Source organism: Streptococcus parasanguinis (assembly GCF_031582885.1).
In the GTDB taxonomy this organism is placed as follows: Bacteria; Bacillota; Bacilli; order Lactobacillales; family Streptococcaceae; genus Streptococcus; species Streptococcus parasanguinis_M.
This window is the reverse complement of record NZ_CP133988.1, coordinates 1,038,222-1,059,923: the sequence shown is the minus strand read 5'-3', so window position 1 is coordinate 1,059,923 and position 21,702 is coordinate 1,038,222. Positions and strand designations below refer to the sequence as shown.

At 44.2% G+C, this 21,702-nt stretch carries 23 protein-coding genes and 1 tRNA gene; 2 read left to right on the top strand and 22 right to left on the bottom strand.

The window, feature by feature from the left end:
• Positions 1–90: 90 nt before the first annotated feature.
• The 15 genes from RDV49_RS05020 to RDV49_RS04950 all read right to left on the bottom strand — a co-directional run bounded on the left by RDV49_RS05020 (position 91) and on the right by RDV49_RS04950 (position 14,449).
• Positions 91–1,836: a C69 family dipeptidase gene (locus RDV49_RS05020; RefSeq protein ID WP_003008184.1), complete on the bottom strand. Its 1,746-nt coding sequence runs from the start codon at positions 1,834–1,836 to the stop codon at positions 91–93.
• A 175-nt stretch (positions 1,837–2,011) separates the two neighbouring features.
• Positions 2,012–2,479, bottom strand: coding sequence for an SsrA-binding protein SmpB (gene smpB, locus RDV49_RS05015; protein WP_003005443.1), 468 nt, complete (start codon positions 2,477–2,479; stop codon positions 2,012–2,014).
• Positions 2,442–4,802, bottom strand: a complete 2,361-nt coding sequence (gene rnr / locus RDV49_RS05010; protein WP_003008187.1) for a ribonuclease R — start codon at positions 4,800–4,802, stop codon at positions 2,442–2,444. The genes smpB and rnr overlap by 38 nt, the downstream gene beginning before the upstream one ends.
• Before the next feature lie 96 nt (positions 4,803–4,898).
• Positions 4,899–5,132 carry a preprotein translocase subunit SecG gene (secG, locus tag RDV49_RS05005; protein WP_003008189.1) on the bottom strand — a complete coding sequence of 78 codons (234 nt, stop codon included), beginning with the start codon at positions 5,130–5,132 and terminating at the stop codon, positions 4,899–4,901.
• A 41-nt stretch (positions 5,133–5,173) separates the two neighbouring features.
• The gene (rpmG, locus tag RDV49_RS05000) at positions 5,174–5,323 is read right to left on the bottom strand and encodes a 50S ribosomal protein L33 (protein ID WP_003005699.1); all 150 of its coding nucleotides are present in this window, start codon (positions 5,321–5,323) and stop codon (positions 5,174–5,176) included.
• Positions 5,313–6,512 (bottom strand): multidrug efflux MFS transporter, encoded by a 1,200-nt coding sequence (locus RDV49_RS04995; protein WP_277612641.1) that lies wholly within the window; start codon positions 6,510–6,512, stop codon positions 5,313–5,315. Before RDV49_RS04995 ends, rpmG begins: the two co-directional genes overlap by 11 nt.
• A 16-nt stretch (positions 6,513–6,528) precedes the next feature.
• Positions 6,529–7,125 (bottom strand): dephospho-CoA kinase, encoded by a 597-nt coding sequence (gene coaE / locus RDV49_RS04990; RefSeq protein WP_003008195.1) that lies wholly within the window; start codon positions 7,123–7,125, stop codon positions 6,529–6,531.
• On the bottom strand, positions 7,126–7,950 hold the full coding sequence (gene mutM / locus RDV49_RS04985; RefSeq protein ID WP_037608005.1) for a DNA-formamidopyrimidine glycosylase: 825 nt from the start codon (positions 7,948–7,950) through the stop codon (positions 7,126–7,128).
• A 48-nt stretch (positions 7,951–7,998) separates the two neighbouring features.
• Positions 7,999–8,898 (bottom strand): GTPase Era, encoded by a 900-nt coding sequence (gene era, locus RDV49_RS04980; RefSeq protein ID WP_003004993.1) that lies wholly within the window; start codon positions 8,896–8,898, stop codon positions 7,999–8,001.
• Positions 8,899–8,927: 29 nt separating this feature from the next.
• Positions 8,928–9,326, bottom strand: coding sequence for a diacylglycerol kinase family protein (locus RDV49_RS04975; RefSeq protein WP_003008202.1), 399 nt, complete (start codon positions 9,324–9,326; stop codon positions 8,928–8,930).
• The gene (ybeY, locus tag RDV49_RS04970) at positions 9,307–9,804 is read right to left on the bottom strand and encodes an rRNA maturation RNase YbeY (protein ID WP_003008205.1); all 498 of its coding nucleotides are present in this window, start codon (positions 9,802–9,804) and stop codon (positions 9,307–9,309) included. The genes RDV49_RS04975 and ybeY overlap by 20 nt, the downstream gene beginning before the upstream one ends.
• A gap of 96 nt (positions 9,805–9,900) precedes the next feature.
• Entirely contained in the window at positions 9,901–11,637 is a 1,737-nt protein-coding gene (gene tetB(46) / locus RDV49_RS04965) for a tetracycline efflux ABC transporter Tet(46) subunit B (protein ID WP_037608008.1), read from the bottom strand.
• 1 nt (position 11,638) lies between these two features.
• Positions 11,639–13,363, bottom strand: coding sequence for a tetracycline efflux ABC transporter Tet(46) subunit A (tetA(46), locus tag RDV49_RS04960; protein ID WP_003008209.1), 1,725 nt, complete (start codon positions 13,361–13,363; stop codon positions 11,639–11,641).
• A 392-nt stretch (positions 13,364–13,755) separates the two neighbouring features.
• Positions 13,756–13,828: transfer RNA gene (locus RDV49_RS04955), tRNA-Thr, on the bottom strand.
• Positions 13,829–13,840: 12 nt separating this feature from the next.
• Complete coding sequence (locus RDV49_RS04950; protein ID WP_003008216.1) at positions 13,841–14,449, bottom strand: GNAT family N-acetyltransferase; 609 nt, start codon at positions 14,447–14,449, stop codon at positions 13,841–13,843.
• A gap of 200 nt (positions 14,450–14,649) precedes the next feature.
• Between RDV49_RS04950 and ald the strand changes: the two genes are divergently transcribed.
• Positions 14,650–15,762, top strand: coding sequence for an alanine dehydrogenase (gene ald, locus RDV49_RS04945; RefSeq protein ID WP_037608011.1), 1,113 nt, complete (start codon positions 14,650–14,652; stop codon positions 15,760–15,762).
• A 188-nt stretch (positions 15,763–15,950) separates the two neighbouring features.
• On the opposite strand, the gene RDV49_RS04940 is transcribed toward ald, so the two are convergent.
• The 7 genes from RDV49_RS04940 to rplK all read right to left on the bottom strand — a co-directional run bounded on the left by RDV49_RS04940 (position 15,951) and on the right by rplK (position 20,904).
• Positions 15,951–16,949, bottom strand: coding sequence for a PhoH family protein (locus RDV49_RS04940; RefSeq protein WP_037608014.1), 999 nt, complete (start codon positions 16,947–16,949; stop codon positions 15,951–15,953).
• A 90-nt stretch (positions 16,950–17,039) separates the two neighbouring features.
• Complete coding sequence (locus tag RDV49_RS04935) at positions 17,040–17,255, bottom strand: YozE family protein (protein WP_003008226.1); 216 nt, start codon at positions 17,253–17,255, stop codon at positions 17,040–17,042.
• A 10-nt stretch (positions 17,256–17,265) separates the two neighbouring features.
• The gene (gene cvfB / locus RDV49_RS04930) at positions 17,266–18,120 is read right to left on the bottom strand and encodes an RNA-binding virulence regulatory protein CvfB (protein WP_003005366.1); all 855 of its coding nucleotides are present in this window, start codon (positions 18,118–18,120) and stop codon (positions 17,266–17,268) included.
• A gap of 99 nt (positions 18,121–18,219) precedes the next feature.
• On the bottom strand, positions 18,220–18,777 hold the full coding sequence (gene frr, locus RDV49_RS04925; RefSeq protein ID WP_003008229.1) for a ribosome recycling factor: 558 nt from the start codon (positions 18,775–18,777) through the stop codon (positions 18,220–18,222).
• A gap of 19 nt (positions 18,778–18,796) precedes the next feature.
• Positions 18,797–19,528, bottom strand: a complete 732-nt coding sequence (pyrH, locus tag RDV49_RS04920; protein ID WP_003005706.1) for a UMP kinase — start codon at positions 19,526–19,528, stop codon at positions 18,797–18,799.
• 163 nt (positions 19,529–19,691) lie between these two features.
• Complete coding sequence (rplA, locus tag RDV49_RS04915) at positions 19,692–20,381, bottom strand: 50S ribosomal protein L1 (protein ID WP_003005355.1); 690 nt, start codon at positions 20,379–20,381, stop codon at positions 19,692–19,694.
• Between the two features lie 97 nt (positions 20,382–20,478).
• Positions 20,479–20,904: a 50S ribosomal protein L11 gene (gene rplK, locus RDV49_RS04910; protein ID WP_003005369.1), complete on the bottom strand. Its 426-nt coding sequence runs from the start codon at positions 20,902–20,904 to the stop codon at positions 20,479–20,481.
• Positions 20,905–21,064: 160 nt separating this feature from the next.
• Here rplK and RDV49_RS04905 point away from each other — a divergent pair, with 160 nt between their 5' ends.
• Positions 21,065–21,409 (top strand): DUF3397 family protein, encoded by a 345-nt coding sequence (locus tag RDV49_RS04905; protein WP_003008236.1) that lies wholly within the window; start codon positions 21,065–21,067, stop codon positions 21,407–21,409.
• Positions 21,410–21,702 lie beyond the last annotated feature (293 nt).

Sequence of the window (21,702 nt, the reverse complement as noted above, 5' to 3'; positions counted from 1 at the left end):
CTTTCAGTACCCTTATCATACAGAAAAAAGACCCTTTTTACAAGTTGGAAAAAGAGGCTCCGCTTTCTAGCGAAACCTCCTTGTTAGGATCTATTCATCCTCTTTATTTTTTGATTTTTTATAAAAGAATCCAGCTAAACTAAATCCACAAACAGCCAATACTCCAAGAAGGACTGAGAAGACCACACTTGAATCTTGGGTTTGGCTAGCCTTTTTAGGGGTATCTCCAAGAGCTTCCTGACAAGTTTCTGGCTTCTTATCTGAAGGATCTTTTTCAGCAGCAGCCATTAAGTTCGCTTTATTATAGCCATCATAGACAAAGTCTGCTTCCAAGCCCTTTTCTTCACGGATCTTATCTTCCATTTCCTTTTCAGTAGCCTTGATTTGTTTGAAGATCATATCTGCCCGATCCATGGATTCCTTGGTGACTTCACCTTGAAGGGCTTTGGCTTGATCATCTGTGAGGCCACTGTATTTTTGATCCAAAGCAGCTTGTTCCTTGATCCAGCCAGCCTCCATTTCTTTCCACTTATCTTGGATACTGGTGCCAAAGAGATCTGGATATTTCATGACCATTTGGTCGATATGCCAAACAGCCCAATACCATGAAGTTGGATCGTACTTAGCAGAGCGGACTTTAAAGGCACCGTAGGTGTCATTGACCAAGCCATAGAATGGGACATATGGGGTATTCCGACTTTGGGCAAGACCCAACCAAACAATTCCACCAAATGGACTTGGCAAGTCTTTCTTGATTTGATAGACATGGGCATCAATGACGTTTTCATTTCCTAAAGCATACTTGTATTTTTTGGTATCGACTTTTTTACCTGGTTCGGCCAAGTCATCTGCTGTAAATTGTTTGAGGTGTTCAAAACGGTTCCGTTGTTCTGCAAAGACATCTTCTAGACTATACTTTTTAGAAGGATCCGTTGGTTTACGAAGCAGATCAAAGTGTTGATCATCATATTTGACATCCGCTTTTGGATCCATCAGGGTAATCCCTGCATAGGTCCGTGAGCGGTTGCGTTCCGTGTATTCATCCGGACCATAAGAGTCCGCAATATGGAACTTGCCATCCTTATCCGTCTTGTAATGGTCGGCTTTCTTAGCTACTGCTTCTACATCTTTTGAAGCAATGACATTGTCCTTGTCCTTGAGATCCACATGTCCCAGATAGTAGGTATTGGCAAAAATCGCATAGCGGTCTTGTGGGAATTTAATGGCCACATATTGATGACCTGAGAGGATTTCCATGTACCAGAGCTCATTTTTATCTGCTACAACGATAATGTTCCCTTCGGCAGAACCTTTTTCATCCAAGGTCTTGGCAACAATTTCGATTCCTTCTCGAGCAGTTTTTGCACGAGGCAAGACCAAGTCGATCATGGAAGCTTCTGGTAGGCCATCCTTGACCAAAGGGTCGGCTTTCAAAATCTTGTCATGAGGAGTCGCTGATACTGTCGCTGTCATTGACACGCCCACTTCATTAAAACCATGAGCTCCGAAATTCCCGTTACTTCCATCACCACGCGCAGCATCATAGGTCGCTGTGTACTTCATTTCATGGCTCAAATGAGGATAGGTAAAGCCATTGGACTCATCTTCGATCTTATCCCCTTCCTTGTAGTCCTTTGCTGGAACTACAACAAAGTTTTGATTGTGGCGTCCACCATCTGGTGCATAGGGATAGTCCTCTGTACGACCGTACAGCATAGAGCCATCCGTGGTTAAGTCCTTCCCTACAATGAAGGCCGAACAGGCTTGTGCGACCTGCACAGGGAAGAGAGCGATCAGCATGAGGCCAAACAGTAGTTTGAATAGGATTTTCTTCATAGTCTTTCTCCTTATTGACTACAAAAGAGGCTAGAAAAACTTTCAAGCCTAAGAAAAACAACTATACCAACACCTTAATTTTAGTATATAATATAAGCAATTATTTTGCAAGCGATTACAAGTAGAAACCATGAAAAAGACAGTTCTGAAACAAAGTTCAAAACTGCCTTTTTCTTTAACGTGTATTGTATTGTTTCATGACCCGTGCGATATCCCGGTTTTGTTCCCGACGCTTGATGGATTCACGCTTATCATAATCATGTTTCCCTTTAGCGAGCCCCAAAAGTAATTTGGCATAGCCGTCCTTGAGATAGACCTTCAAAGGCACCAAGGTCATTCCGGTCCCTTTGGTGTCTTGGTCCAGCTTTTGGATTTGCTTTTTATGAAGCAGGAGCTTGCGACGACGGTCTGGATCTTGGTTCCAGATATTGCCTTCTTCGTAAGGAGCAATGTGGACATTGCTAAGCCAAACTTCGCCATTTTTTACTTGTGCAAAGCCATCTTTCAAGTTAATGCGTGCTGCACGGACACTTTTGATCTCTGTCCCCGTCAGCACCATCCCTGCTTCAATCGTATCCACGATGGTGTAGTCATGTCTCGCCTTTTTATTTTGCGCGACTACCTTTCCTTCGCCCTTTGCCATGTTTGGCTCCTTTCTTTGCTACTTCCTTGTAAAATGGTTTCTTCCCTTTTTTCTTTTTGGTTTTAGAGGAAGAATCTTTCCGCTTGTCATCTTTTCTAGCGGTTGATCCCTTAGAAACTTTTTTGTCCTTGCGTCTGCGATCCCTGCGGTTGCCATCTCGGTCACGTCCTTTAGACTTGAGGCCTTTTTCGACGACATCCCATTCACTTGGAATATAAGAGAAATCAATCTCTCCGGTCATCTTGTCGGCTCTTTCTACCTTGATTCGGATTTGCTGACCGACACGGAAGGTCACTCCGGATTTTTCCCCGCGAAGGGTTAGATCTCGTTCGTTAAAATGGTAGAATTCAGGGAGATTGGTAATATGGATCAAGCCTTCAACCGTATTTGGCAACTCCACAAAGAGGCCAAATTTTACCACACTGGAAACCACGGCATCGTACTCTTCCCCAACATAGTCTTCCATGTATTCTGCCTTCTTCATGGCTTCTACTTCGCGCTCCGCATCAATAGCTCGACGTTCCCGACTAGAGGATTGGCTGGCAATGTCCGGAAGGACTTGTTCAAAGTGTTCAGCTACTTCTTGGGATTTTCCATATTCGCGCACCATTCGATGAACCATCAGGTCCGGATACCGACGGATGGGACTGGTAAAGTGGGTATAATACTCAGCAGCAAGCCCATAGTGGCCATGGTTGTGCTCTGAGTAACGAGCCTGTTGCATCGAGCGCAACAACATCATCGAAAGGACATCTGCATAGGGTTCCCCTTCGACCTTGCGCATAATTTCTTGTAGGGCTTCTTGACACATCTCACTAGCCGTTCCGTAGATTTGGATTCCAAAACTAGAAGCATAATCGATAAACTTCTGTACTTTTTCTGCCTTTGGATCTTCATGGATTCGGTAGATGAACGGTAGTTTCAGTCGCGTAAAGTGCTCCGCCACTGTTTCATTGGCAATCAACATAAAGGACTCAATCATGCGCTCGGCAATTCCTCTTTGGCGAAGGACAATATCGACCGGTTTCCCTTCTTTATTGACCAGGATTTTAGCCTCATTGGTATCAAAATTGAGGGCTCCGCGGCGAATCCGCATGCTTTCTAGAATGCCATGCAAGGTGGCCATTTGATGAATACTTGGGACAATTTTCTTAAAGGTTTGAGCCTTTTCTTCGTCGCCCGCTAAGATATCATTGACGTCGCTATAGGTCATACGGAAGGTTGTATTGATCACTGTTTGGGTAATGGTATGCTTGACAACCTTGCCATGAGGATCAATCTCCATGATGGCAGACTGGGTCAGGCGATCCACATTCGGATTTAAAGAACAGATCCCATTGGAGAGACGCTCTGGTAACATGGGTACTACTCGGTCGGTCACATAGACAGAGGTTGCCCGATTCAGAGCTTCCTTGTCGAGTGCTGAACCTTCCTTAACGTAATAAGAAACATCTGCGATGTGAACACCCAGCTCAAAGTTGCCGTTCTTGAGTAGCTTGATATGGACCGCATCGTCCAAGTCTTTGGCATCTGCCCCATCAATGGTAAAGGTGATCTCCTCTCGCAGATCCAAGCGTCCCTCTAAATCCTTTTTAGACGGTGCATCTGGAACATTCTCAGCCTCTTTCAGCACTTCTTCTGGAAATTCTGAGACAATGTCCATGGATTCTAACACTTCCAAGACATCGATTCCTGGATCTGTTACATGACCGACCACATCCCGCACAGTCGCCACAAAATAATTGTGCTTGCGGCTTGGGTATTGATCGATTTCGACCTTGAGGATTTCGGTCCCTTCCAATTGGATGGCTGGCTTCTTCACATAGATCAGCTGGCTGATCTTTTGATTTTTCGAACGAATGTAGCCGGCATATTTAGGCTTTTCCTCATCCAGAACGATTTGTCCAACTACCGTTTTGATGCTATGCTCCAAGACATCAATAATCTTAGCTTCTGCTGCCGTTCCCTTGTTTCGGTCTGCTACCTTGGTAATGACGATCTCAACGGTGTCACCATCGATAGCGTGGTTGACATCATTTCGGCCAACAAAGAGGTCTTCTTCTTCGCCTTCTAAACTGACAAAGCCAAAGCCATTCTTATGCGCATGAAAGATCCCCTTGAGGGTAATAGCTGGGGCCTTCTTTTGAGCCAAACGAAGAGAGCCATCATCTTCGAATTTCAACTCATGACGGCGTTCCATCAGAGAGATGGTTTTGACCAAGTCACGGAAATCCTTAGACCCTTCCTTTCCTAGAGCTGCTGCCAGATCATTGATCTGGGCTTTGTCATGCTCTTGTAAATATTCTTTAATACTTGTTTTCATTGATTTATTTGCTGGTTATCCAGCCTCCTTTTTTCTATCTACTTGTGTCTTTGTTTTACAAAATAAAAATAGGCAAAGACATTGTCTGAGCCTATCTTATCTACTAGAAAGTACCATTAAGATCATCGCGATCAATAACCAAAAGAAGATCATAATAGCTGTTAAACGCTGCATCACGGCTTCAAACCCGCGCGCTTTTGAACGTTCAAACAAGTCATTTGAACTTGCGTCAAAGACGTTGCTCGATTGGTTTTTTGTTGGTTGCATAAAAATTGCGATAATAATCAATACTGATAATACTAGTAAAATAGTTGTTAATGCTCCGCTCATATTCAAAACTCCTTAAAATCCTCACTATTATACCATGAAAATCATTTTGATTCAATATGTAAGGTTACTTTTCTTTCCTTGGGACAATACTTCAAGACCTCGATCTTTTCAGGATGGGTTTTGGTATTTTTACTGGTCAAATAATTCTGACTCCCACAGCTGGTGCAGGTCAATTGAACTTTAATTCGCACGTACGTCTCTCACTTTCAAATACTTTCTAAATAAGAATAAGAGGAACATCAAATCGGTAAAGGCCAAAAGGGCTGTACCGTAAAATACCCAATGATAGCCAAAATGCATGAAAATACTCGATCCCATCATTGGCCCTAACACGCCACCTAAATAATAAAAGAGCTGGTTGTAGCTAAAGATCCGAGAAATCCCTTCAGGAGGGGTTAAACGATTCAATAATGCAGAAACTCCTGGTAGTAGGGCCCCTGTCCCGATCCCAAAGAGGAAGCGTAAAATCCCTAACTGAAGGGGTGATTGCGCTTGGGCACAAAGGATATAGAGACAGCCACTATAAAGAAGGGCGATTAATAAGAGCCTGTGATTCCCAATTCGGTCTCCGAGTTTTCCCATCCAACCTGAAAAGAGCATACTGGAGACTCCCATGGCTGAAACAATCATCCCCGATACAAAGATCAAGTTGTCTCTTTGTCCCAAAGCCCGCACATAAAGAGGCAGGATTGGAGAAATAGATTGGGCGATCATTTGAATGGTCATGCTGGTCAAAAAGAGGCCCAAGAGGATATCTTTTTGCTGAATAGACATGAGCAACTCCCAGCTGGATTTTTGTTCTTCTTTTGGAAGGGGCTCATAGTCTTCCTCGATACCCCAGAAGGTTAAGAGGGAAACCAAAAATAAGAAGAAGCCGACCAAGAGAAAGACATTGCGCATTCCCAGATTTTCAGCAATGAGTCCCCCAATCAAAGGGCCCATCAAGGTTCCAGCTACGACACCAGTCGACAAAGTCCCTAGGGCATAGCCAGATTGGTCCTTGGGAACTTGACTGGCAATCAGGGCTGTACTATTGGGAACAAAGCCTGAAAAGACCCCATTGAGCAAACGCAGGACCAAGAGCCAAAAGACGGATGGAACAAAGGCAATGCCTCCCATGGTCAGCGTCATGGCAATAGAAGCTCTAAGCATCATGGGTTTTCGACCATAGCGGTCGGCCAGGCTCCCCCAGATGGGAGACATGATCGCAGAGGTTACAGAAGAACTTGCGACGGCAATCCCAGCATAAAGGGGAACAGCCTTACCCGTAACACCCAACTCTTCCACAAAGAGGGCCATAAAAGGGACAACTAAAGAAAGGCTAGCTCCGATGAAAAAGCACCCGATCCAGGCAATATATAGATTTTTACGCCAATTGATTTCTCTTGTGATAAAATCATCTTCTTTCTAATTGTTTTAGGGCTGCATCTAATTGGGCATAGAGGGCCGTTAGATCGCCATTATTGTCTAAGACCAGATCTGCATGGACTCTTTTTTCATCTAGCGGCATTTGAGACGCGATGCGTTCTTGGGCCTGCAGTTCTGATAAGTGGTTGCGTTCCATCAGGCGTTTGAGCTGGGTTTCTTTTGATACAGCTACCAACCAGACAGATTCAAACCACTCTTCATAGCCTTGTTCAATTAAGAGTGGAATATCCATAAAAAAGAGATCGGATTGTGCAGCTTGTCTATCTCTTACCTCTGCTAGAGCCTCACGAATAAGCCTGCCTTGGACGCGATTGGACCAGTCTCGTTCACTAGGGTCTGAAAAGATCCGCTGACCCAAAGCGACGCGATCCAACTCTCCTTCTTTGGTAAGGATCTCTCTACCAAAATGATCTACTAGGACACGGTAGAGGGCTCCTCCTGGTGCTTGCAAGTCATGGACCACTCGATCAGCATCAATAACCGGATAGCCTTTTTCTTTCAAATAGGAGGTGACAGTGGACTTTCCTGAAGCAATCCCTCCTGTTAATCCGATGATTCTTGCCATCTAGTTCTCCTTTTGGCAGTGAGGGCAAAAATGGGTTCCGCGTCCCCCCAGCTGGATTTTCTCGATTGGTGTCCCGCAGCGCAAACACGGCTGCCCTGTTTTCCCATAGACCTGGTGTTCTTCCTGCATGGTGCCGTCTTCTCCAAAAGCATTGCTGTAGGAACGAATGGTGGAGCCACCCTTTTCAACAGCCTGAGCAAGCACAGCAATCGTTTCATTGCGGATTGCTTTGGCTTCTCTAGCAGTCAAGCTTTGACCCAAACGGGCTGGATGAACCTTGGCTCGATAAAGGACCTCATCCACATAGATATTGCCCAGACCAGCCACTAATTTTTGGTCTAAAAGAGCTGATTTAATGGGTTTCTTTGATTTTTTAAGAGCTACTTGGAAGGCTGGCTCTTTAAAATCCGCTTCCGTCGGCTCTGGACCAATTTTTTTCGCCAAAAAATAGCTGTCGACAAGCTCAGGTATGAGGACTTCCATGGTCCCAAACTTGCGGACATCTTCATAGACTAGGGTGCTACCATCTGTAAAATGAAAGAAGACATGGGCATGCTTGCGAAGAGGAACCTCGTCTGGATAAAAGAAATACTTGCCTTCCATCCGCAAATGCGAGATGAGGACCAGATCCGTCAGATAAAATAAAAGGTATTTCCCACGGCGCCCCATGACCCGAATTTCTTGACCTGGAAGATCTTGACAAAAAGCATCCAGATCCGTCTGAATCATCTTAGGATACTTTACTTCCACGGACTGGATGGTTTTTCCAAGAATTAATTTCTCAAGACCGCGTCGAACGGTCTCTACTTCTGGTAATTCAGGCATAGCTTCTCCTTCTCTAAAAACAAGAAGCAGGCTTCTGCCCACCTCTTCTTAATATTCTTTTTCGTTGTAGCCGAAATCGGCAAGATCCAATTTCTTATCCCGCCAATTTTTCTTGACCTTAACCCATGTTTCTAAGAAGACCTTGTCCCCTAGCATGAGTTCGATATCCTTACGCGCGAGGGTTCCGATCTTCTTAAGCATAGCCCCGCCTTTTCCGATGACAATGCCTTTTTGGCTATCGCGCTCGACCATGATGGTTGCACGGATATGAACCTTATCGGTTTCTTCATCCCGCTTCATGGAATCCACCACTACAGCAACAGAGTGAGGAATTTCTTCCCGCGTCAAGTGCAAGACCTTTTCTCGTATCATTTCAGAGACCAAGAAGCGCTCTGGGTGGTCAGTGATTTGGTCGGCAGGGAAATATTGGAAACCTTCTTCTAAGTTTTCACTTAAAATATCAATCAAACGCGAAACATTGTTTCCTTGAAGGGCTGAAATCGGCACGATTTCCTTGAAATCCATCTGACTACGGAAGTCATCGATTTGCGCCAAGAGTTGGTCAGGGTGCACCTTGTCGATCTTGTTGACCACCAGAATAACCGGCACCTTAGCAGCCTTGAGGCGCTCGATGATCATGTCATCGCCCTTCCCACGTGGCTCATCTGCTGGCACCATAAAGAGAACGGTATCCACTTCTCGAAGGGTGCTATAGGCCGACTCCACCATGAAGTCTCCAAGCGCTGTCTTGGGTTTGTGAATCCCTGGGGTATCGATAAAGACGATCTGTTCCTTATCCGTCGTATAAATCCCCATAATCTTATTGCGCGTTGTCTGCGCCTTGTCACTCATGATGGCAATCTTTTGCCCCATGACGTGGTTCAAAAACGTTGACTTCCCAACATTGGGACGTCCTAAAATGGCTACAAAGCCTGATTTAAATGTCATATTATCCTTTCACGAGGGCATACTCCCTCTTATCCAAATACCAAGGCCCAGAATTTGGGCACAAAAATCACCAGTCCTGTTAGTAGGGCAAAACCTGATACGACAAGGACTGCTCCAGCCGCCATGTCTTTGGCATTCTTTGCCAACATGGAGAAATGGTAGTTACTAGCTAAATCCACCACATTTTCAATGGCTGAATTCATAATCTCAAAAGCAATCACCAAGGTGATGCTGAGCAATAAAAAGAGCCATTCTGTCGCAGAAATCCTAAATACCAAACCAGCAAGAATTGCTACGAGGGCTGATAAGGCATGCTTGCGCATATTGCGCTCTTCTTTGATCGCAGTGAAAATTCCTGTTATCGCAAACTCCAGGCTTGAAGTGAAGTCCCGATTTTTCCATTTTCGCTTATTGTCTTGTGAGTCCATAGGCTGTCAAAATCTCTTCCTGTAAGCCAAACATTTCCTTTTCTTCTTCCGGCGTATAGTGATCATAGCCATTGATGTGAAGAAAACCATGCACTGCTAAAAATCCCATTTCGCGCTCAAAGCTGTGGCCATATTCTTCAGCTTGCTCACGCGCCTTATCAATTGAAATAAAGAGCTCACCAATATAGGTATCGAACTCAGCCATCATCTCTGCCAATTCTGGATTTTCTGTAAGGTCTTCCTCGTCAAAAGAAATCTCCATCTCTGGCTTGTATTCTAAACTGATGACATCCGTCGGACGATCCGTATCACGGTATTCAAGATTTAGTTCATGACTGCGTTCATTGGTTACAAAAGTCACAGCCATTTCCTTGTCTTCTTTCCCAATTTTTTGAGCAGCAAATTCTAAAATTTCTTGCGTTTGTTTTAAGATTTCGTCAGAGACTTGACCAGTCTCATCTACCATTTCAATATACATCTGGATCACCTCACTATTATCACTTCATTATAGCATAAAACCAGCCTATATACTAGATACAGGCTGGTTTTCAATCTTATTCTTTGCAGGACAATCTTACACCACTGTTTGCTGGATAGCATTCATCTGGGCATAGATCCCGCCTTGTGCGACTAGTTCCTCGTGTCTACCACGTTCCACAATGCGTCCTTCAGATAAGACTAAGATCTGATCCGCATCTTGAATAGTGGACAAGCGATGGGCAATGATAAAGGTGGTCCGGCCCTTTTGCAGGACTGCCATAGCCTTCTGGATGATTTCTTCTGTTTCCGTATCAATGTGAGAAGTTGCCTCATCCAAAATCAGAATTTGCGGATTCATATAGAGCGTCCGCGCAAAGGAAATCAATTGGCGTTCGCCACTTGAAAAGGCGGATCCTTTATCTACGACTGGATGGTCGATTCCCTTTTCAAGGCGCTCTACAAAGGGCCAAGCCCCGACTTTTTTCAAGGCATCTTGGACTGCCTCCCGATCAATGTGATCCTGACTCATGGCCACATTACTAGCAATGGTCCCCGTAAATAGATAAGGATCCTGCAGAACAATCCCCATATGGCTTCGTAGGCTCTCCCGAGAGACTTGGCGAATATCTTGACCATCGATCAAAATCGCTCCTTCTTGAGGATCATAAAAACGATAGAGCAGGTTCATAATCGAAGACTTACCCGATCCAGTATGGCCCACCAGAGCGATGGTTTGACCTGGACTTGCCTGAAAGGCAATATCCCGCAGAACTGGCTTGCCTTCATCATAGGCAAATTGAACGTCGTCAAACACGACTTGAGCTTTTTCTATCTTCAGTTCCGATGCACCATCGGCCTCCAAAGGTTGGTCTAAGAAAGCAAGGACGCGGCTCCCCGTTTCTAAGGATCGCCGAATATTTGGGAATTGACGACTAAGATTGGCCATGAGATCAAATAGATTAATCACATAGTTAATATTGATAAATAGGAAACCAGCCGTCACACCGATATTACCCTGTAGGAAAGAAATCCCAGCGATAGTCAAAATGCCTGCAATCACTAAAAACTTGAGCAATTCCGTCAAGGTCCAAGAAGCGATAGAATCGGCCAGGAGGATTCGATCATTGGCTCCTAACATCTTCTGAGTAGTGGCTTCAAACTCCTCTACCACACCAGGCTCTTGATGATAGAGCTGAATCATACTGGCACCATGCAAGAGTTCATTGACCTGGGTATTGACCTCGCTTCGCGCATCAAAGAAATCCTTCATCGGCTGGTCCGTCATGACCTTGTAGAGATACTGAATCCCATAGAAAATTGGAAAGACCAAACACAAGAGAAGGCCCATCATAGGACTTAGGTAAAAGAGAATCCCTAGGATAAAGAGGAAACGCACCAAGTAGATGACTAAAATCATACAAGAGTTATAAAACTGGGTCCGCAAGGTCTCCGTATCATTGACAATTCTTGTCGCGATCTTCCCAGCCGGCTTATCATCAAAATAAGAAATAGGCAGTCCTTGCATGACTTGAAAGGCTTGGTCTCTCAGACTAGCGGTTACTTGATTACTTCCATGCAGTAAGATCCGATTGCCCATGTAGCTAATCAGCTGCCCCAGGCTCAAGACCAAGAGATAGAATCCTCCCATCTGAATCAAGTCCCCTTGTCCGCCACCGTGGGTCAGTGCGGTCAAAGGCCCATCGATCATCTTTTGGAGAAGAAAGGGTGACAATTCAGAAAAAATGGTGGCTAGTAAGAGGCAAATAAAGCCAGCAAGAAAGACAGTTGGATAAAGCGTGATCCTCGATAATAATCGTTTCAATACTTTCATCTTATTCTCCTTCCTGTTTTTGCTGCCGTTGGTATTGTTCATAATACCAGCCCTCTTGAGCTAATAAATCACTAGCCCTGCCTTCTTCTACAATCTGCCCTTGATCCAAGACGATGATCCAATCCGCCTGATGAACTGCAGACAAGCGATGGGAAACAATGATGGTCGTCTTGTCTTTTCGTTCCTTTTGAATCGTGTCAATAATGGCCTGTTCAGTCTTCGCATCCACTGCAGAAAGGGAATCATCTAACAGCAAGAGCTCTGCATCTCTTAAGAAGGCACGTGCCAGAGAAATCCGCTGTTTTTGACCTCCTGATACAGAGACCCCTTTCTCACCGATCAAGGTGTCCATTCCATGAGACATCCGCTCGAGATCATCCGCAAAAGCAGCCTGGGCTATTGCTTCTACCAAGTCTTCTTGGCTGGCTCCTTTTTTACCAAGCGCTATATTCTCACGGATAGACTTGGAAAATAAAATATGTTTTTGGGAAACATAGCCAATTTTATCTTCAATGGAGTGTCGGTTGTAGTCCACGATCGGTTGCTGGTTGATCAAGAATTCTCCCTCACCAACTGGGTACTGCCGCAAGAATTGTCGAACCAGGGTAGTCTTTCCTGCACCGGTACGACCAACAATTCCAACCGTCTGTCCTTTCTGAATGGTCCAATCAATGCCTGACAGGCTCTTTCGCTCAGCACCAGGATAGCTGAAAGAATAGTCCTTAAACTGCACCAAATCAATCTGTTCTAGGTAGTGAGAACCATCTGGCTCCAGATCATCCGTTTCATCAATCACTTCTTTTAATTTTTTATAGGAGATTTGCCCTGTCTGGTAGACCAAGATCAGGTCCGCCATCATCCACATAGGCTCAATTAAAAAGACCAAATACAGCTGTAAAGCCAATAATTTACCAAGGCTCAACTGCCCGCTTGCCAGGGACTGGCCTCCAAATAGCAGGAGCAAGACCGTCGAGAATCCAATAAACAACAGGGCTAAAGGTCCAAAAGAATACTGGATAGAGGCAATTTTGTCCCCTGTTTTGGATAGACTGGCTGTTTTTTTCTGAAACTGTTTGACCTGCTGGTCCCGTCTACTATAGGCCCGCATGACCCGGATCCCTTCGATCGACTCCAAGACCTCATCGTTCAACTGAGCGACTGCTTCCCGGTTTTGCTCAACATACTCCTCCTGCTTTCTACTCAAAAAATAGGTAGAGACGACGAGGAAGATCATGGGAATAAAGGAAATCAAGGTTAATTGCCAAGAAATGAAAAACATGGTCGGAATAATAAAGGCAAACAAGCCACCGCCAAACAGGAGCACCATCATCCCGTAACCAGCCATATCGGCCATCCCATCCACATCTGTCGTAAAGCGCGTCAAGAGATCTCCTGAACGGAATTTCTCAAAAAAGGGACGCCGCATAGCTACTAGCTTACGAAACGCTTGTCCCTGAAGGGTCGCCTTGAAATGGACTGACGACTGAAAGAGGCGCAACTGCCAATAAAAAGCCGTCAGGTAATTGAGGATGGCTGATCCTACCAAGAGGACCATATCCCATACAAAGTTCGATTGCGTCAGCGTCTGCTGACTCAAATGATCCACTAAACGCTGGATAACTTGCGTCGGGATCAATAAGGTGTAATCATAAAGAATCAGGACCATAGCGATCTTCACATATCGCCACTTGCGTTCCCTGATATACTCCCAAATAGCTCTGATCATATATTCTCCTTTTCAAAATGGCACAGAAAAACCCAAGCAAGGAGCTGAGTACGTGCTCAGTCCACACTTGGGCCTTCTGATGCCTATCACCAATTCAGTTAAGGCAGGTAAAAATGCATACAAAAAACCCAAGACAAACTCCTCCATCTTGGGTTCCATTTATAGTTTACATCGAACTCAACTGAGATTGGAGAAGCTGTGTATTAAATTGTGTCATCAAAACATCTACTTTGTTCATGATGGTTTTCTCCTTTCTCTTTGTTGTTCTAACTTTACCACGGATTTCCTTGCTTGTCAACGTTTTTTTGAAAATTGTTGAAAAAACCGGACTTTTAAAGATGGACTCGCAAAAAAAGAAGCCTAGACCCTCTCTAAGCTTCCCTCTTCTGCTATGCTAGTTGCCGGGATTGAACCGGCGACCTCATCCTTACCATGGATGCGCTCTACCGACTGAGCTAAACCAGCAGTACCTATCTACTATATCATGGAGATAGGTCTTTTGTCAATATCCTGACTCATTTTTTCTGCCAAATATTCTTCTTTAGTGAGGACATAATGAACTCTCGTCACCATTCTCCCTTCTTCATGCAAGTCTAGCATCGCGTAGGGCTCCTCGTGAGAATATTTCATCCCTGATTTGGCCATCACCCGTCCAGAAGCTGGGTTGTCCTGATCATGAACAGCAATGAGCTTGTTCATCCCTAACTGTTCAAAAGCCAAGGCAATGACTGCCTTGGTAGCCTCTGTCGCAAGACCTTGGTTCCAATAGTCTTTATTCAGAACATAGCCGATACTCCCCTTCTTCAGACAAAGATCCAAATCCAGTAAATCAATCGTCCCGATAAATTTTCCATTCTCTTTGAGCTCGATCCCCCATCTTCCAAGTGGGCTCGCTAGGTATAAGAGGGCAATATTATTACGCGTCTCTTCTAGACTTTGATTGGTTGCAAAGGTATAGCGCGTAACTGTCTCATCAGAAGCATACTCAAACATAGCCGGTGCGTCTTCAAGAGTGACCGGACGCAAGTGCAAGCGCTCAGTCTCTATTTCTCGATAAGCCGCTAACTTCACATATAAATTTTCCATTTGACTCTCCTTCTTTAGGGATTAGTTTAGCAAATAACATAAAGGAAGGCAAGCTCAAATTTTTCTTGCTTTTTAACCCACTTTTCTATACAATTAAATCAATCAAAACAATCAGATAAGGAGTGAAAAGGTCATTGAGTCAAGAGAGCCATCTCACACCAATGGCCTTTTTACACCTAAATCTGAGCAAGGAGGCAAGAATGCTCATTGGAATTCCTAAAGAAATTAAAAACAACGAAAATCGGGTCGGTTTGACACCTGCAGGCGTACAAAGCTTGGTGAAGAAAGGTCATCACGTTTTGGTGGAAACAAATGCCGGACTTGGTTCTGGCTTTGCGGATGAAGATTACACGAAGCAAGGGGCAACCATCGTTGCGACTGCTGCAGAAGCTTGGGCCGCTGAGATGGTGGTCAAAGTCAAAGAACCCCTCGCTGAAGAATATGGCTTCCTTCGCGAAGACCTCTTGCTCTTCACATACTTGCACATGGCTGCTGCTCCTGAATTAGCAGATGCCATGGTTGCAGCCAAGACAACTGGTGTAGCCTACGAAACCGTTCGAGACTTAGATGGACAATTGCCACTCTTGGTGCCAATGAGTGAGGTGGCTGGACGGATGGCCGTGCAAATCGGTGCTCACTTCCTGACCAAACAAGAAGGTGGATCAGGAGTCCTCCTAGGTGGGGTGCCAGGTGTTCCCAAAGGAAAAGTTACCATCATCGGAGGCGGGGTCGTTGGAACCCACGCAGCTCGTATCGCCCTTGGACTCGGTGCCCAAGTGACCATCTTAGATATCAGTGCTAAACGTTTGGCTGTTCTGGAAGATGTCTTTGGTCACCAAATCCAAACCCTTATGTCCAACCCATTTAACATTGAAGCCAGCGTCCGTGATGCTGATGTTGTCATCGGGGCTGTCTTGATTCCTGGTGCGAAAGCTCCTAAATTAGTAACAGACGATATGGTCAAACAAATGCGTCCCGGTTCAGTCATCGTCGATGTGGCCGTTGACCAAGGTGGGGTTATTGAAACAGCAGACCGTGTCACAACGCATACGGAACCAGTTTACGAAAAACATGGCGTGCTCCACTATGCCGTTGCAAATATTCCAGGGGCTGTCGCTCGTACCTCTACTATCGCCCTTACCAATGTGACCCTTCCTTATGTCGAATCCCTAGCTGACAATGGCTTCCACAAGGCCATTGCCCTCGACGAAGGCCTGCGCCAAGGGGTCACCACTTACCAAGGTCACATCACTAGCCAACCCGTTGCTACCGGTTTAGAGCGTGACTTCACACCAATCGACGAATTGGTTTAATTTCTAATATTTAAAAGACTGGGCAAAAAGTGTCCAGCCTTCGTTGTATGATAGTAATAACTACATGACGCAGTGGTTGATTGGCATCTTTGTTCGCTTTTAAAGCTCCAAAGACGACCTAATCAACTGTGCGGGGGTGGGAAAACGAACTCTTTTTAATTAGTCTGAGTTCTTTCCCACTCCCTTTTTTATTCTGCTTCTTCTTCCACATCCAGTTTTTCTTTGAGGACTGGATTCGGGATGGGCTCGTAGGCCCGGATAATTTCAGCAACTACCGGATGGCGAACAACATCCTTGGCAGAGAAATGCACAAAGTCGATCTGAGAAATATTATTCAATTTCTCCTGGGCATCAATCAAGCCGGATTTGACATTTCGAGGGAGGTCAATCTGGCTAGTATCTCCATTGACAATCATCTTGGAGTTAAACCCCAGACGGGTCAAGAACATCTTCATCTGCATGATAGTTGTATTTTGCGCTTCATCGAGAATGACAAAGGCATCGTCCAAGGTCCGCCCCCGCATATAAGCCAAAGGCGCAATCTCGATAATCTCCCGCTCCATCATCCGAGTGGTTTGGTCTTTCCCTAAAATCTGGTAAAGAGCATCATAGACCGGTCGTAGATAAGGGTCTACTTTTTCCTTGAGGTCACCCGGAAGGAAACCAAGGCTCTCTCCAGCTTCTACAGCAGGACGGGTCAAAATGATCCGCTTGACCTGACCACGCTTGAGGGCGGTGACGGCCAAGGTCACCGCTAAGAAGGTTTTCCCTGTCCCGGCTGGTCCAATCCCGAAGGTCACATCATGGTGCTTGACACTATCGACATAAATCTTTTGCCCCAGCGTTTTGACCCGAATGGGCTTGCCGTAGCTATCCTTGATGATTTCTTCTTCATACAAGGCGACAAACTTATCCAACTCATCATTACGGACCATTTGAATGGCGGTCACCACATCTGGTGTCCCGATGGTCATGCCACGATTCACCAAGATCAGCAAAGCCTCAATGACTTGTCTAGCTTTCTCACAATCTTCTTCTTGCCCAATAACCTGAACAATTTCTGTTCGAGCATGGATGATCACATCCAACTCTTGCTCCATCAAACGCAAATGACGTTCATTGGATCCAAATAGATGGAAGAGATCATCTGGATGACTTAATTGAATATCAATTGAATGTTCTTTCAAATAAAGAACCTCTCTATTTCTGTAAGTTTTCTCTATTATAACAAAGTGACCGAGAATTGACCATCCCCGGCTCACCACTATCTCCTGTTACTAATGACCTAAGTATTCTTCCCAGATCGCATCAAATTCTCCTAGATTAAAGGAAAAGCTCGCATGCTCTTCTAGATAGCGACTGACCTCGTCGAAGTCATCTGTATGCTTGGGAAAAGCAGACTCGTGAAAAGCAAGATCTGCTAGAATGGCTTTAGGAGCATTGCTTTTAGGATTGCGCTCCGTCATCAGCCAAGTATAAAACGATTTTCGCATAAGCCTCCTCTTAGATTAACTCTGTTCCAAACTGGTCCTGCTTGATTTTTTTGGCCTTCATCAAGCCACCCAAGGCCTTTTTGAACTGGCCTTTTGAAATCCCAAAAGTTGCCTTGATCTCTTCTGGAGATGATTTATCATTCAAGGTCATAAAGCCACCATTGGCTTCCAAATAGGTCAAAATCATTTGGGCATCGTTTTCCAACATCTCAAAGGAGCGTGGCTTCAAAGATAGGTTCAAGGTCCGGTCCACCTCACGAAAACCAATAACGCGAGCATTTAAGACCTCTCCCAAACGAGGTTCTGCATAGCGCTCACTTGGGTGGATAAAGCCCAGCATATTATTCTCTGGAAGGTAAACAAAGGTCCCAGACAATTTCAAGCGGTAGACAATGGCTGGCCAGTTTTGGTTTTGCATATTGTTGTAGGCTGGACGAGCCAAACGCTGGAAATCTTCCTGGTAGGCTAAGATCCCCCAAATCCGATCTTTCTTATCGACTTCTAAACGAATATAGAGACGATCGCCCTTTTTAGGCCATAGATCTTTGATCTCCGGTAGGATATCTAGTGAGACAACAATCTGCTTATCTGGAAGCCCTGTATCCACGAAGACTCCCAAATCCTTGCGCACTTCCGTGACCGTTCCCCAGCCAAAGCTTTCTTGAGTTGCAGTGACTTCAAGTGTCGTGAGTCGTAGTTTTTGCTTCATATCTGTATAGGCAAAGCCCTTGACACTTTCTCCGACTTGGTGTGGGCCTTCTGCTTTATCAAGCGCGTAGGTTTGGCCATCTTTTTGAACAAAATAGAAGTGATCATTTTCATCAATGACCATTCCCATGATGTAGCTTGCTAGATTCGTATTCATGTTTCCTTCTTTCCTCTTGCCTCTTCACAAGAATAATGGAAATAAAACCCAGCCAGCAGTGCCAACTGAGTCTATCTTTCCTGTAATGGTTGGGATGGATTAAACTTCCATCAATTCTTTTTCTTTGTGAGCTGTCATTTCATCTACATGCTTAACAGCGTCATCCGTAACTTTTTGAATCTCTTTTTCAAGACCTTTCAATTCATCTTCTGTGATTTCTTTTGCTTTTTCTTGTTTCTTCGCTTCATCCATAGCATCACGACGAATGTTACGGATCGCTACTTTAGCATTTTCACCCACTTTTTTCACTTCTTTTGCTAAGTCACGACGAGTTTCTTCTGTCAAAGCTGGGATAACCAAGCGGATAACAGATCCATCGTTGGCTGGAGTGATGCCAAGGTCAAAAGCATTGATGCTGTGCTCGATGTCTTTCAAAGATGATTTATCAAATGGAGTGATCAACAAGACACGCGCTTCTGGAATGGTGATAGATGCCAATTGGTTCAATGGTGTCTCTACTCCGTAGTATTCTACGAAAATACGATCCAAAAGACTTGCGTTTGCACGTCCAGCACGGATGGTACCAAATTCACGTCCCAAACTTTGGTGAGACTGAGTCATTCTTTCTTTTGCTTTTTCTACGATTGGGTTTGCCATAATCTTCCTCTATTTTCTATTATTTTTCTACGTTATTTGATACGGTTGTACCGATATTTTCACCAAAGACAACGCGTTTGATATTGCCTGGTTCATTCATATTAAAGACAACCAAGTCAATGTCGTTGTCCATGGAGAGAGTAGAGGCTGTTGAGTCCATGATGCGAAGACCTTTGTTGATCACATCACGGTGAGTCAATTCCTCAAATTTCACAGCTGAAGCATCTTTTTTCGGATCGGCATTGTAAACACCATCGACCCCATTTTTGGCCATGAGAATGGCATCTGCTTCAATCTCAGCTGCACGAAGGGCTGCGGTCGTATCTGTTGAGAAGTAAGGAGAACCGATCCCTGCACCAAAGATCACGATCCGATCTTTTTCAAGGTGACGAAGGGCACGACCACGGATATATGGTTCTGCAACTTGTTGCATGGCAATCGCAGTTTGAACACGGGTATCCACGCCAACTTGTTGAAGCGAATCAGCCATCACAAGGGCGTTCATGACAGTACCAAGCATACCTGTGTAGTCTGCTTGAACACGATCCATCCCTGCTTCAGCAGCAGGTTCTCCACGCCAAAGGTTTCCCCCTCCAATCACCAAGGCAATTTCAATTCCAAGTTCATGAACTTCCTTGATTTCTTGGGCCATATTTTGGACAGTTTTGATATCGATTCCGACACCACGTTCGCCAGCAAGAGCCTCACCAGATAGCTTGATTAAGATACGTTTATACTTAGGTTCTACCATTTTCTCTCTCCTTTTTTGATCTGTATTATTTTACCATAAATTACGTTTTTTATATAGTCATATCCATCAAAATTTTCTTTTTTCCATCCGATTAGTTTTACCAACTGTAGCAAATAAAAATGGAGTACAAAAAAAGCTACCCGAAGGCAGCTTTTCATTTCAATTAAAGTGAGTTAACATCCACTTTGATACCAGGACCTTGAGTTGTAGTCAAAGTCAAGCTAGTTACGTAAGTACCTTTAGCTGTAGCTGGTTTTGCTTTTTGGATTGTGTCGTTGAAAGCTTTAAAGTTTTCAACCAATTTAGTATCATCGAATGAAACTTTACCGATGATCGCTTGAACGATACCTGCTTTATCAGCACGGTAAGTGATTTTACCACCTTTAGACTCTTCAACTGCTTTCGCAACATCCATTGTTACTGTACCAGTTTTAGGGTTTGGCATCAAGTTACGTGGTCCAAGGACACGTCCAAGACGTCCAACAAGAGCCATCATGTCAGGTGTAGCGATAACAACGTCGAAGTCCAACCAACCATCGTTGATTTTCGCAACAAGGTCATCTTCACCTACGAAGTCTGCACCAGCAGCTTTTGCTTCTTCAGCTTTTGCACCACGTGCAAATACAAGTACGCGAGCTGTTTTACCAGTTCCGTTTGGCAATACCATTGCACCACGGATTTGTTGGTCAGCTTTTTTCACGTCGATGTTCAAGTTGTAAGCAACTTCTACAGTTGCGTCAAATTTTGCAAAGTTAGTTTCTTTTGCAAGAGCTACAGCTTCTTCTACGCTGTAGACTTTTGTGCTGTCGATTTTTTCAAGAGCAGCACGAAGTTGTTTGCTTTTTTTAGCCATTTTATCTTTCTCCTTGTAATGTGGTCATATCGATTTTCATCTCCCACGTCACTCGTCATTTGATCAAGTGTATTGCGGGCAAATAGGATTGTTACAATTAGTCAGTAACAGTGAATCCCATAGAACGAGCAGTACCTTCGATCATACGCATTGCAGACTCAATGTTTGCAGCGTTCAAATCTGGCATCTTAGTTTCAGCGATTTGTTGTACTTGTGCACGAGTTACAGTTGCAACTTTCGTTTTGTTCGGTGTACCTGAACCTTTTTCAACACCTGCAGCTTTTTTCAAAAGAACAGCAGCTGGTGGTGTTTTTGTAACGAAATCGAATGATTTGTCTTCATAAACAGTGATAACAACTGGGATGATCATACCAGCTTGATCAGCTGTACGAGCGTTAAACTCTTTAGTGAATCCCATGATGTTGATACCTGCTTGACCAAGCGCTGGACCAACCGGTGGAGCTGGAGTAGCTTTACCAGCAGGGATTTGCAATTTTACAAGTTTTTCGACTTTTTTAGCCATTTCTTAAATCCTCCTTTGTGGTTTTGGCGGTAATTACAGATTTTTACCTCCCACAAGTATGCTTTGTGCATACCTTTCTATTATACACGATTTCTCTTTTTTTGCAAGAAAAAATTAAAATATAGTAAACTTTTTTTTCGTTTTATGATAGAATGAAGCTATGTTAATCAAAGTTGCTTCTGTATTATTTATTTTTTTAACGCTGATTCTGAGCGGCATCATTATTCACCTCTTTAAACTCCAAAAAAGAGGATGGCGATCTACCGATATTGCCTTTCCTTTATTTGCCTTGGAGTACTACCTGATCTCAGACAGCGCCTTTTACCACAGCCTCTTACCACTATTAGCCTTGAGCCTTTCGCTTTTGGCCTTGGGGCTAACGATTTATTTCTTAAAAAAGAAAAAGTGTTTTTATTATCCTAAATTTATCAAATACTTCTGGCGCGCTGGGTTTCTGATCACCTTCTTGCTCTATCTGATCCTAACCGCTAGTTTGTTTATCTAATACCAAAAGATAACTCTATCTTTGGAGTTGTTTTTTTATAAATAACCCTGATGATACTGCATAGACTGAAGTCATTTTAATTTTAAATTCTCCAAATATTTACTGAAACTTTTCGACGTGAGAAAAGTGCTAGAAACACGATTGTTTCTAGCACTCGGGAGTTTTGAAACTTTAGGTTCAAAACTAAGTCATGGAACTTCGTGGAAGTTCGCTGACGTCCGTACTCACCTAAGGAAAGTTTCAAAATTATCTTTTTCTTCAATCTGAGACAACTCTATCTTTAAGAGTTGTCT